This is a genomic window from Streptomyces sp. NPDC033136, assembly GCF_055578235.1.
This window is the reverse complement of record NZ_JBVIPD010000006.1, coordinates 439730-452071: the sequence shown is the minus strand read 5'-3', so window position 1 is coordinate 452071 and position 12342 is coordinate 439730. Positions and strand designations below refer to the sequence as shown.

The following is a 12342-nucleotide window of genomic DNA, read 5'->3' as shown; positions in this document are numbered from 1 at the left end:
TGACTTTTGGCACGCTGTTGAGTTCTCAAGGAACGGTCGCTTCCTTTGTACTCACCCTCTCGGGCTTTCCTCCGGGCGCTTCCCTTCGGTCTTGCGTTTCCGACTCTATCAGTGTTTTTCCGGCCCTCTGACCACTGCCCTGCGAGCATGCAGAAAGCGACCCGGGGATAGGATCTGACAAGTTGGTTGCTGCCGGGCCGGGATGCGAGGTCGCGTCGTTCAGCCCCAGGCAGGAGTACGACTGTACACGCGGCCGCAGAGCGCATGCAAATCCATTTGAGGTATGGTCTAGACCACTTAGAAGTGCCCACGCGGACCTGCACTTCACGTGACATACGCTGCTGAACGGTGTGCCGTCCGGTACCTACCGGGACGGCCATAACGATCTCCACCCCTGGGAGGCTTCCCATGACCACCGTGACGTCCCCACTCGCTGGACGCGCCATCGGACTGGCCGCAGTGCCGGATCCGGTCTTCTCCGGGGCCATGGTCGGCCCGGGCACAGCCATCGACCCCGTACGCGATTCCTCCGAAGCCGTCTCGCCCGTGGACGGCGTCATCGTCTCCCTGCATCCGCACGCGTTCGTCGTCGTGGACGAGAACGGACACGGCGTGCTCACCCACCTCGGCATCGACACCGTGCAGCTCAACGGCGAGGGTTTCGAGCTGCTCGTGGACAAGGGCGACACCGTCCGGCGCGGTCAGGGCATCGTGCGCTGGAACCCGGCCGCCGTCGAGGCCGCCGGCAAGTCCGCGGTCTGCCCGGTCGTGGCGCTGGAAGCCACGGCCGAAGCTCTCTCCGATCTTCGCGACAACGGCGATGTGAAGGCCGGCGACAGTCTCTTCCTCTGGAAGTGACGTCCGTGCCGTCCTATGACGGCGAGTACGACAACCAACGCGGCGGCGGGACCCGCCGCACTATTCGGAGACGGGTGAGATGGAGACAACGCTGCGAGGCGTCGGCGTCAGCCACGGTGTGGCGATCGGCGAGGTTCGGCATATGGGAACGGCGGTCCTCGAGCCGCCGGCGAAGCAGATCCCGGCGGACGAGGCGGAGCGTGAACAGGGGCGCGCCCGCAAGGCCGTGGAGGCGGTGGCGGCGGACCTGATGGCCCGCGGCAATCTGGCCGGGGGCGAGGCCCAGGCCGTCCTCGAGGCGCAGGCCATGATGGCCCAGGACCCCGAGCTGATGGCCGATGTGGAGCGGCGGATCGCCGTCGGCAGCACGGCCGAGCGCGGGGTGTACGACGCCTTCGCCTCGTACCGCGAGTTGCTGGCGGCTGCCGGTGAGTACCTCGCCGGCCGGGTGGCCGACCTGGACGACGTGCGGAACCGAATCGTCGCCCGGCTGCTGGGCGTGCCGATGCCGGGTGTCCCCGACAGCGACGAACCGTACGTCCTTGTTGCGCGCGATCTCGCACCCGCCGATACCGCGCTGCTGGACCCGACTCTGGTGCTCGGCTTTGTCACCGAGGAGGGCGGTCCGACCAGCCACAGCGCGATTCTGGCCCGGGCACTCGGTGTCCCGGCAGTGGTGGCGCTGCCGGGGGCCGGTGAGCTCGCCGAGGGCACGATGATCGCCGTCGACGGCAGCACGGGTGAGATCTTCGTGGACCCGAGTGACGAGAGGAAGGCCCAGCTCGAGGCCGCGGCGGCGGAGCGGAAGGCCGCGCTGGCGGCGTCGACCGGGCCCGGTGCGACCGCGGACGGTCACAAGGTGCCCCTGCTCGCGAACATCGGTGGTCCCGCGGATGTCGCGGCCGCGGTCGAGGCCGGTGCCGAGGGTGTCGGGCTCTTCCGTACCGAGTTCCTGTTCCTGGACGACAGCAAGCAGGCGCCGCCCGAGGACAGGCAGGTCACTGCGTACCGACAGGTGCTCGAAGCGTTCCCCGAGGGGCGTGTCGTGGTGCGGGTGCTGGACGCGGGCGCTGACAAGCCGCTCGACTTCCTCACGCCGGGCGACGAGCCGAACCCGGCGCTCGGCGTGCGGGGGTTGCGGACGCTGCTCGACCACCCGGAGGTCCTGCGCAGCCAGCTGACCGCGCTCGCGAAGGCCGCGGAGGGGCTGCCGGTCTACCTCGAGGTCATGGCCCCGATGGTGGCGGACCGCACCGACGCCCGGGCCTTCGCGGACGCGTGCCGTGAGGCAGGGCTGAGGGCGAAGTTCGGTGCGATGGTCGAGATCCCGTCGGCGGCGCTACGCGCCCGCTCGATCCTGCAGGAGGTCGAGTTCCTGTCGCTCGGGACCAACGACCTGGCGCAGTACACATTCGCCGCGGACCGTCAGGTGGGTGCCGTCTCCCGGCTGCAGGACCCGTGGCAGCCGGCGCTGCTCGACCTGGTGGCGCTGTCCGCCGAGGCGGCGAAGGCCGAGGGCAAGAGCTGTGGTGTCTGCGGTGAGGCCGCTTCCGATCCATTGCTCGCGTGTGTGCTGACTGGCCTGGGCGTCACCTCTCTCTCGATGGGTGCGGCGTCGATTGCCTATGTCCGGGCGACGCTGGCGAAGTACACGCTGGCGCAGTGCGAGCGGGCCGCCGCGGCGGCGCGGGCGTCGGACAGCGCGGAGGACGCGCGCAGCGCGGCGCAGGCGGTGTTGTCGGGCGAGTAGCCCGGGCACGGTCGGCCGATGGCCGCCCGGGAGGGGCGCTCCACTGAGGGCGGTTTCCAGGGGGCGCCCCTCTCGCGTTTCAGTGGTGGTGTCCCCGTGCGGGTTTGTCATCGCCGAGGTCGGGTGGTGCGCAGTAGTCGACGTTGGATTCCGGGGAGATCAGGTCTCCGGACTCGATGTCGGTGCAGTAGGCGTCGAAGACCTCTCCTGCGGTGAGGGGCTGGAGTCCGTAGGAGCGCAGGCGCCAGCCGTACACCCTGTCGGGGGTGTCTGGGGCGCTGGCGCGGATGACGAGGCCTCCGGGGCTCTCGGTGGCCAGGCCGAGGGCCAGGACAGTGGTGAACTCGAGGGCCTCGGTCTCGTCGAGGTCCAGGGCGCCGTCGTCGTCGGCACAGTGGAGTGCGGCGACGAGCGTTTCGGGTGGACCGGTGACGCTGCAGACGAGGTGCCGGTTGCCGGGCGGGGCCGTGTCGAGGATGCGGGCGAGGAGGTGCGAGGCGCGGGAGAAGGCCGCGCGTCCGATGTCCTCGCCGCAGGAGGCACAGGCGCCCAGGTGGGCGAGGAGTGTCGTGGCGTACTCCCAGGTGGCCTGGCGGACGCCTTCGTCGACGAGGGCCGGGAGGAGGTCGGCCAGCGGCTGACCCTCGTACGGGAGGGTCGGTCCAGTGACGGCGAGTTGTGCCGTGAAGCGTGTGCGGCTCGACGGGTCGTCGGGGTCCAGGCCTTTCCGTGTACAGAACTCGGCGTACTCCTCGGGGTCGAACAGGGCCACCGTGGTGTGACTGCCCTGCAGGGCGCGTGTCCTGAGGAGGCCCTCGATCTGTTGGAGGTAGGCCGTGTGGTCGTCGAAGGTGAAGCTGCGGTAGCGCCGCATGGCCCGGAAGTCGTGCTCGTCGGTCAGCAGGCCGATGGTTCCGGCGATTTCACGGCCCAGGACGCGTCGCATGGTCCGGTTGTCGGTGTGCGCCATTGTTTCCCCCTGTTGCACGGTCGATCAATGCTCACTCACAGTAATCGACGGCACTGACAATGGGTTTCCGGTGAGATGGTCTCGGACCAGGCGATGCTGGGCGATGCAGGTCAGGGCGATGGTGGCACCGAAGGCGGCCCAGCCGAGGGGGCCGGTGGCGATGGCGGCGGTGACTGCGAGTGGTCCGATGCTGCGCTGCGCGGACTGTGCCACGCCGTGGACTCCCAGATAGGCGCCCTGCGCTGCGTCGGGCGCGAGGGCGACGGAGAGTTCCCAGGAGACAGTGGCGTGGAGCATTTCGGCCAGCGTGAACAGGGCGGCCGCGGCGGTGAGGAGCACGGTGCAGGCGACGGGGCCTCCGGTGGCGGAGAGGGCCATGGCAGCACCGCCGAGTGCGAAGGCGGCCGAGAGCGGGAGCAGGAGGGAGCGGGCGGCTGCCGTGGTGGAGCCGAATCGGGCCAGCGGGACCTGCAGGGCCACCACCATCACGTTGTTGAGGACCATCAGCAGGGGTGCGAGGCCGTGTGGGGCGTTGCTCTCGTGGGCGATCCACAGGGGCAGGCCGACCTTGAAGACGGCGTCGTCGAGGAAGAGGACGGTCTCGGTGGTGACGTATGCGAGATAGGTGCGGTCGCGCCACGGGGTGGGCGGTTTGGTCGCGGGTGCGGCGTCCTTGGAGGTGGCGACCGTCCGGGACGGGGACGGTGGTTCGCCGCAGCGCAGCGTGATCAGGGCGCAGGCGACGAAGGAGAGGGCGTCGCCCACGAGGAGCCACCGGTACGCGCCGGCGGCGCCGACGGCGAGGGCGCCTGCGGCGGTGAGACCTCCCAGGGCCCAGCCGGCGTTGGCGAGGGTGCGGTGGAGGGCCTGGTACCGGACACGGTCCGGTCCGGCGACGCGGGTGGCGTAGAGCTTGGTGAGGACGCTCGACGCCCGGTCTCCGAGGCCGCCGACGGCGGAGTAGACGAGGAGCAGGGCGTAGTTGTCGGTGGTGAGCAGGGCGAGGGAGGCCAGAGAGCGCACCAGTTGCGTGGCGATCAGGACGCGGGTGAGGGACAGCCGGTCGGCGATGCGGCCGGCCAGAGGTGCGCCGGCGATTCCGATGGCTCCGGCGGCGGCGACCAGGGTGCCGATCTCGGCGACGGTGAGGGCGGAGACGTAAGTGAAGTAGAGGACCGAGACGGAGGCCCACAGGCCGCTGCCGATGCGGTCGACGAGGGCGGCGGCGACGATTCTGCGTCCGTCGGGTCCTCCGGGTATGCGTTTGGACCAGGCGATCGTGCGGCGCGTCGGATGCACTGCTCCCCCTTGCATGGAATTATGTACTGATACATAATCATCAACGTGGCAACACAATATGAGATCAGTGGTGCGACGGCCAAGGGGATTGCCGTGTCCGTCGAACGGGGCGTGGCCGAGGGCACGTTGGAGCCGGGGGCCGCCCTGCCCCCGGTGCGGCGGCTGGCGGACGAACTCGGAGTCAGTCCCGGAACGGTCGCGACGGCTTACAAGGAACTGCGGCAGCGCGGGGTCGTGGTGACGCGCGGACGGGGCGGCACGGTCGTGGCCCCCGCGCCTGCCGTCGCGTCCCGGCGACCGCCCAAAGTCCCCGACGGTCTGCGGGACCTGGCCGGCGGCCACCCGGATCGCCGACTGCTTCCCGGTCGCCTGCCGTCATCGCACCTGTCCCCCGCGTCCCGGTCGCATCGTGCGACGCCCAGGCTGGCGCGGTTGGAGGAGACCGTGCGGGACTGGCTCCGCCCCGACGGCGTGCCGGTGGAGCATGTGACCTTCGCCCACGGGGCGCTGGATCTGATCGCGCGGCTGATGTCCGTGGAGCTGCGACCCGGTGACGCCGTAGCGATGGAGGACCCCGGCTACCACCATCTCCTGGATCTGATGACGGCTCTGGGGTTGCGGGCGGTGCCTGTGGCCGTGGACGACGAGGGCCTGCGTCCCGATGCCCTGCGTGGAGCCCTGCGGGCCGGTGTGCGGGCTGTGGTGTGCAGCCCCAGGGCGCAGAATCCGTACGGCGGTTGCTTCTCCGCCGAGCGCCGGGACGCGCTTGCCGCCCTGCTCCGGGACCAGCCCGATGTGCTGGTCGTGGAGAACGACCACGCCTCCGCGGTCGCCGACGCGCCCTTGCACACGCTGGCCGCCAGAGGGTTGACGCGTTGGGTGCACGTGCGGACGGTGAGCAAGTTTCTGGGGCCCGATCTGCGGTGGGCCGCGGCGGCCTGTGATCCGGTCACGCTGGCGCGGCACGACGGACGGCTGCTGCTGACGTCGGGCTGGGTCAGCCATCTGCTCCAGGAGGCGGTGCACGGACTCCTGACCGACGACGGCACGCGCGCGTTGGTGGCCCGCGCGAGGGGAGCGTACGCGCAACGCCGTCGCGCTCTGCTCGAGGAGTTGCGGGCTCGGGGTGTCGCGGGGCACGGGGTCAGCGGCTTGAACGTGTGGGTGCCGGTGCGTGACGAATCGGCCGTGGTGAACGGGCTGCGGTCCTACGGCTGGTGGATCGCGGCGGGGGCACGGTTCAGGCTGTCCTCCGCTCCGGGTGTGCGGATCTCCGTCGCCGGGCTGGAGCGGGCCGAGGCGGCACGGCTGGCCTCGGACTTCGCCGCCGTGCTCGGTGAGTCCGAGGCCACTTATGGGGGCTGATCGCCGCGCCCGGGAGTGGCGTCAGGCGCGTTTGCGGGCAATGTCCTCGTAGAAGGCCAGCAGGTCGAGGTTGTCGATGGAGCCCGGGTTGACCGCCTTCTCCAGCGGGGTGCCCTGCAGGAGGCGCTTGACGGGGACCTCGATGCGCTTGCCGGTGAGGGTGTGCGGGACGCCGGGTACCTCGATGATCTCGTCGGGGACATGGCGCGGGGACAGTTGCTCGCGGATGGTCTGCTTGATGCGGTTCAGCAGGGCCCCGTCGAGGACGGCTCCGGGGGCCAGGTGGACGAAGAGAGGCATCCAGTAGCCGCCGTCGGGCTGCTCGATGCCGATGACGAGGGACTCCCTGATCTCGGGGAGGCGTTCCACGGCTTCGTAGATGTCGGCGGATCCCATGCGGACGCCCTGGCGGTTGAGCGTGGAGTCGGAGCGGCCGTGGATGACGACGGATCCGCGGGAGGTGAGGGTGATCCAGTCGCCGTGCCGCCATACGCCGGGGTACGTGTCGAAGTAGCTGTCGTGGTAGCGGCTGCCGTCGGGGTCGTTCCAGAAGTGGATGGGCATCGACGGCATGGGGTTGGTGACCACGAGCTCGCCGACCTCGTCGACCAGGGGGTTGCCGCTCGGGTCCCAGGACTGCAGGTCGGTGCCGAGGCAGGGGGCCTGGAGCTCGCCGACGTGGACCGGGAGGGTCGGTACGGCGCCGGCGAAGCAGGAGCACACGTCGGTGCCGCCGCTGACGGAGGCGATCCACAGGTCGTCGCGGACCTCGTCGTGGAGCCAGCGGAAGCCGTCCGGCGGCAGGGGCGAGCCGGTGGTGGCGACGCACTGGACGGAGGAGAGGTCGAAGTCGCGGGAGGGGTGCACGCCCGCCTTGCGGCAGGCCATGACGTAGGCGGCCGAGGTGCCGTAGAGAGTGGCCCGGGTGCGCTCGGCGATGCGCCACTGTGCGCCGGTGTCCGGGTAGCCGGGGCTGCCGTCGTAGAGGACGATCGTGGTGCCGGTGAGCAGGCCGGAGACGAGGAAGTTCCACATCATCCAGCCGGTCGACGTGTACCAGAAGAAGCGGTCCTCCGGACCCAGGTCACAGTGCAGGCCGAGTTGTTTGAGGTGCTCGACCAGGATGCCGCCCTGGGACTGGACGATGGCCTTGGGCAGGCCGGTCGTGCCCGAGGAGTAGAGCACCCATAGAGGGTGGTCGAAGGGCACCTGCTCGAAGAGCGGCTCCGTGTCCGCCGAGGTGAGGGCCGACCAGTCCAGGGCGCCCTCGGGTGCCTCGGTGCCGAGGAGGGGGATGTGGACGACGGCCCGCAGGGTGGGCAGTTCGCGGCGCAGCTCGGCGACGACCTCGCGCCGGTCGTGCTCCTTGCCGCCGTAGCGGTAACCGTCGACCGTGAACAGGACGACGGGTTCGACCTGCTGGAAGCGGTCGAGGACGCTGCGGGCTCCGAAGTCGGGCGCGCAGGAGGTCCAGACGCCGCCCACGGCTGCCGTGGCGAGGAGGGCGACCACGGCCTGCGGGACATTGGGCAGGTAGCCGCTGACGCGGTCTTTGGGGCGTACGCCGAGGGCACGCAGCTCGGCGGCCAGGGAGCCGACCTGGCGGCGCAGCTCGGCCCAGGTGACAGGGCGTGCTTCGTGCGTCTCGTCGACGTGCAGGAGGGCCGGTTCGTCCGCGCGGGTGCCGGCGGCGCGCAAGGCGTGTTCGGCGTAGTTGAGGGTCGCCCCGGGGAACCACTGGGCGCCCGGCATGGTGCGGTCGCCGAGCACGCGCGCGTAGGGGGTCGAGAAGCGGACGTCGAACCACTCGGTGACGGCTTTCCAGAAGGTGTCCAGCTCGTCGACGGACCAGCGCTGCAGGGCCGCGTAGCCGCCCTCGGCGGGGGCGCCGTGGTGCTCGGCGGACCAGGCCTGGAACTTGCTGATCCGTGCCCGGGCGATGCGTGCGGGGTCGGGTTGCCAGAGCGGCTGGGGACTGACGGTCGACATGGTCGGCTCCCGGCTTGTGCGCGTCGTGTGCGTCCTCCGCGCACGGCTGGGGTGTGCGCGTGAGCGGCTGGCACGGACAATGCCATGTGATCGACTTCGGCACCAGGGTGCGCCCCGCGGAGTCCGTGTCGTGAAGATGTGGTCCTGGCACGGGTGAACGGCAGTTGAACGACACGCGCGCGTTGCGCCGTCAGTGGCAGGGTGGGCAACATGAACGGTCGTGACCTGGTGCGTTCGGTGAAAGCGGTAGCTTCGGTGGGGGCGGCGCAGGGTGTGCGTACCGTACGAGCAGCGTGGCGCAGGCGGCGGGCCGACGCCAGCGGGCTGCCGTCGCGGGGCCCGGAGCGGGCGCGGGTGCCAGGGACCGTGCGGGAGGCGGAGCCGGGGCCGGGGGGCGGTGTCGTCCGGTTCAGCCGCTCGGAGCTGCGGATTCTGGTCGCTGTGAACGGGGCCGTCTTCTGGGGGTGGGACGGGGCGGAGCCGGAGCCGTCGTACGCGCTGGCCGGCCGGTGTCCGGAGCCGGATCCGCGGGCGGTGCTGGAGCCGGACAAGGACGGCGGCTGGCGGGTGGTGGCCGAGCGGGTGACGGTCGTCGTCTCGCGGCACGGTGCGGTGGAGGTGCAGACGCCCGGTGGCGTGACGCTGCGGCGTGATCTGCCGCCGCGGTGGTGGGAGCCGGTCGGCGGCGGCCCGGCACGGTGGATGCAGCGGTCGGAGGTGGCCGCGGACGCGCGGTTCTTCGGCCTCGGGGGGCGTGCCTCGGGCCCCCGGCTGCCGGCCGGGACGTACCGGCTGTGGAACACCGACCCGGGCCGTCCGTTCACGCCGGGTGACGACCCGCTGTACATCACGATGCCGGTGCAACTGGTGGTCTCCGACGGCGGTACGCACCTGGCTTTCCACGACAACGCGTGGGACGGCACGGTGACGTTGCGGGAGGGCGAGGAGGGCGCGGGGTCGGGGCATGATCGCGCGGGGACGAGCGACTTGCGGATGGACGGTGGTCCGCTGCGCTGCTGGGTGATGGTGGGCACCCCCGCGCGCGTGCTGCTCGCCTGGGCCTCGCTCACCGGCGCCCCGGCGTTGCCTCCGGCGTGGGCGCTCGGTCATCAGCACGCGCGGTGGGGCTTCGGCAGTGAGCAGGAGGTGCGGCGGATCGCCGCGGGCTACCTGGAGCACGGGCTGCCGCTCGGCGCCCTGCACCTGGACATCGACCACTTGGACGCGCATCAGGTGTTCACCGTCGACCAGGACCGCTTCCCGAAGCTGCCCGTGCTGGCCGAGGAGCTCCGCAGGGACGGCATCCGGCTGGTGTCGATCGTCGATCCGGCCGTCAAGGCCGTGCCGGGCAATGCCGTGTACGACGGCGGGGTGGCCGGGGACGCGTTCGTGCGGGACGCCTCGGGACGGGTCGTGGAGGGTGTGGTGTGGCCCGGTGAGGCGGTGTTTCCGGATTTCACGCATGCACGCGTGCGTGCGTGGTGGGGCGGCCTCTACGAGGAGCGGCTCGCGCAGGGGTTCTCGGGTTTCTGGCACGACATGAACGAGCCCACGTCGTTCGCCGCCTTCGGGGAGTCGACACTGCCGCGTTCGGCCCGGCACGCACTGGAGGGGCGGGGTGGGGACCATCGCGAGGCGCACAACGTGTACGCGCTGTGCATGGCCAGGGCGGGCTTCGAAGGGTTGCGGAGGCTCGCGCCCGAGGAACGGCCGTTCCTGTTCTCCCGCTCCGGGTGGGCCGGGATGCAGCGTTACGGGGGGACGTGGTCGGGAGACGTGGCCACCGGCTGGCCCGGGCTGCGCGCGTCGCTGGCGCTGGTGCTGGGGCTCGGGCTGTGCGGCGTTCCGTACTCGGGGCCGGACATCGGAGGCTTCGACGGGGATCCGTCACCCGAGCTGTACCTGCGGTGGTTCCAGCTGGGTGCGTACCTGCCGCTCTTCCGGACGCACGCGAGTCTGCGGGCGGGGCGCAGAGAGCCGTGGGAGTTCGGTGCCGAGGTGCTGGAGCACGCGCGCGTGGCGCTCGTGGAACGCCGTCGTCTGCTGCCGTACTTCATGACGCTGGCGCATCTGGCCCGGCGCACCGGAGCGCCTTATGTGCGGCCCCTGTGGTGGGCGGCACCGGAGGAGCGGGCGCTGCGGGACTGCGACGACGTCTTCCTGCTGGGTGACAGCCTGCTCGTGGCGCCAGTGCTCGCACCGGGCGCCGACCGGCGAGCCGTGCGGCTGCCCCGCGGGCGCTGGTACGACACGGTGACGGAGCAGGCGTACGAGGGGCCGGGGCAGGTACTCGTCGAAGCGCCCCTGTCCCGGATCCCGGTGTTCGCACGCGCGGGTGCCGTGCTTCCCGTGCGCGGGGAGGACGGCGGGCTGGAACTGGAGGTGTGGGCGCCCGCCCGGGGACGGACCGGGGGCGGGCTGGTCGTGCCGGACGGGGGCGAGGGGTGGGACGAGCCGGAGATCGAGCGCTACACCGCCCGGTGGGCGGGCTCGCGGGTGGTCGTCGAGCGGGAGGGTCGGGAGGGTGAGGACGGCGGGGGTGAGCCGCCCCACCCTGTGCGCGTCCGCGGAGCCGGGGAGCGCTGAGCTCAGTAGCGGCCCTCGAACCAGGCCCGTACGGCCACGGTGTGGAGCGGGAAGGCCAGCTCCTCCGGCCTGCGCAGGAGGTGCCAGCCCTCCGTCTCGTCCGTGGCGGTGGAGGGCGGCAGGCCTTCGGCCGGGCGTTCCGGGAGGACGCCGAACAGCAGCAGGTGTCCGTCGGGCGAACTCATCGCGTCGACGAGCCGTACGTCGCGGCCGGCCGCGTCGATGCCGGTCTCTTCCCTGAGTTCGCGGACGACGGCCTGCCGCCAGTCCTCCCGGTGGTCGACGTAGCCGCCGGGCAGGGCGATGCCCCCGCGTGCGGGGGCGACGGTTCGGGTGATGACGACCAGGGCGGTGCCCTTGGTGTCGTAGACCGGCTGGAGGGCCACCGCGACCGGGAGCGGATTGCGGTAGGCCTGGGCGCCGCACGCCGGACAGGTGCGGGGCCAGCCGGAGACGCCCTCTCCGTAGGGCGTGCCGCAGCTCGAACAGTGGGAGTCCGGCGCGGAATTGGAACTGGAGTGCTGAGTTTCGGACACGCGGCGGACTGTAGCCGATCACCGGGAGGGCCTCGCGGGCAGGCGGTCAGTGAGGGCCGGTGAGCGATTTCCTGGACACGGGGAAGTCGAAGTAGGTGTCCGGGTAGGGCTCGGGCTTGTAGGTGTAGTGCCACCACTCCTCTGCCAGGTTCACGAAGCCCTGGCCTTCCAGGGTGCCCTTGAGCAGCAGGCGGTTGGCGCGCTGTGCGCCCTGGATTCGCGGGTCGAGGGTGTGCGAGAGGGTGTCGAAGCAGTCGAAGCCGGTCCCCATGTCGACCGAGTTGTCGGGGAACCGCTCGGCCCGGGGTGCGAAGCACGGCACGAGGGGTTCTCCGGGGTGGTACGGCCGGGTCGGTGCGGCCGGCAGCCTGACGAGGGTGAGGTCCAGGGTCGATCCGCGACTGTGGCCGGACTTCTCGGAGATATAGCCGTCGGCGAACAGCCGGCTCTTGTCGACGTCCGGGTAGAACTCGCCCTTCATCGCCTCGTCGTCGAGGTCCTCGGCCCAGCGGACGAAGTGGTCCACCGCGCGCTGCGGTCGGTAGCAGTCGTACACCTTCAGCGTGTAGCCCTGGCGCAGCAGCTTCCTCTGGGCCTGGTGGAGGGCCTCGGCGGCGGGGCGGGTCAGGACGCAGATCGGCTGCTTGTAGCCGTCGATGCGCTCCCCTACGAAGTTGTGCGGGGTGACGTAGCGCATCTCCTGGATGATCGTCGGGTCCACGCTTCGCAACGCCACGAAGCCCTTCGGGGCCTTGGGACCGGTCCCGGCCTGGGCGGGGGCGGTGGAAGCGGTCGCTGTCAGCAGGGCGGCGACCGCGGTGCTCAGGGCGCGCGTCACGGTGGTGAGTCGTGTCATGTTCCCTGCGTCTATCAGGAGTTGGCTTGCCGGGGAAGCGTGGCGCGACGACTGCCGATCTCCGGCGGACCGTGGCACACTTCTGACGTTCCGTCAGATCTGGTCTGCGGGGAGGAACTGTGTCGCGCACACG

Annotated in this window: 9 protein-coding genes; 4 read left to right on the top strand and 5 right to left on the bottom strand. The window is 71.1% G+C overall.

The annotated features are described in order from the left end of the window. Positions 1-408: 408 nt before the first annotated feature. Both ACZ5TL_RS14935 and ptsP read left to right on the top strand, forming a co-directional pair. The gene (locus tag ACZ5TL_RS14935; RefSeq protein ID WP_468590017.1) at positions 409-858 is read left to right on the top strand and encodes a PTS sugar transporter subunit IIA; all 450 of its coding nucleotides are present in this window, start codon (positions 409-411) and stop codon (positions 856-858) included. A gap of 79 nt (positions 859-937) precedes the next feature. Beyond that, positions 938-2608 (top strand): phosphoenolpyruvate--protein phosphotransferase, encoded by a 1671-nt coding sequence (gene ptsP / locus ACZ5TL_RS14930; RefSeq protein ID WP_468590015.1) that lies wholly within the window; start codon positions 938-940, stop codon positions 2606-2608. A 79-nt stretch (positions 2609-2687) separates the two neighbouring features. Here ptsP and ACZ5TL_RS14925 read toward each other — a convergent pair whose 3' ends face one another. Both ACZ5TL_RS14925 and ACZ5TL_RS14920 read right to left on the bottom strand, forming a co-directional pair. Continuing rightward, positions 2688-3578: a hypothetical protein gene (locus tag ACZ5TL_RS14925; protein WP_468590014.1), complete on the bottom strand. Its 891-nt coding sequence runs from the start codon at positions 3576-3578 to the stop codon at positions 2688-2690. A 24-nt stretch (positions 3579-3602) separates the two neighbouring features. Further along, entirely contained in the window at positions 3603-4877 is a 1275-nt protein-coding gene (locus ACZ5TL_RS14920) for an MFS transporter (protein ID WP_468590012.1), read from the bottom strand. A 45-nt stretch (positions 4878-4922) separates the two neighbouring features. Here ACZ5TL_RS14920 and ACZ5TL_RS14915 point away from each other — a divergent pair, with 45 nt between their 5' ends. Then, positions 4923-6242 carry an aminotransferase class I/II-fold pyridoxal phosphate-dependent enzyme gene (locus ACZ5TL_RS14915; RefSeq protein ID WP_468590010.1) on the top strand — a complete coding sequence of 440 codons (1320 nt, stop codon included), beginning with the start codon at positions 4923-4925 and terminating at the stop codon, positions 6240-6242. 21 nt (positions 6243-6263) lie between these two features. Here the strand turns inward: ACZ5TL_RS14915 and ACZ5TL_RS14910 are convergent, their stop codons facing one another. After that, positions 6264-8231, bottom strand: coding sequence for an acetoacetate--CoA ligase (locus ACZ5TL_RS14910; protein WP_468590009.1), 1968 nt, complete (start codon positions 8229-8231; stop codon positions 6264-6266). 210 nt (positions 8232-8441) lie between these two features. Between ACZ5TL_RS14910 and ACZ5TL_RS14905 the strand changes: the two genes are divergently transcribed. Beyond that, entirely contained in the window at positions 8442-10817 is a 2376-nt protein-coding gene (locus tag ACZ5TL_RS14905) for a glycoside hydrolase family 31 protein (protein ID WP_468590008.1), read from the top strand. A gap of 2 nt (positions 10818-10819) precedes the next feature. Here the strand turns inward: ACZ5TL_RS14905 and ACZ5TL_RS14900 are convergent, their stop codons facing one another. Further along, the gene (locus ACZ5TL_RS14900) at positions 10820-11353 is read right to left on the bottom strand and encodes an NUDIX domain-containing protein (RefSeq protein ID WP_468590007.1); all 534 of its coding nucleotides are present in this window, start codon (positions 11351-11353) and stop codon (positions 10820-10822) included. 46 nt (positions 11354-11399) lie between these two features. Further along, positions 11400-12209: a M15 family metallopeptidase gene (locus ACZ5TL_RS14895; protein ID WP_468590006.1), complete on the bottom strand. Its 810-nt coding sequence runs from the start codon at positions 12207-12209 to the stop codon at positions 11400-11402. Between the last annotated feature and the right edge of the window lie 133 nt (positions 12210-12342).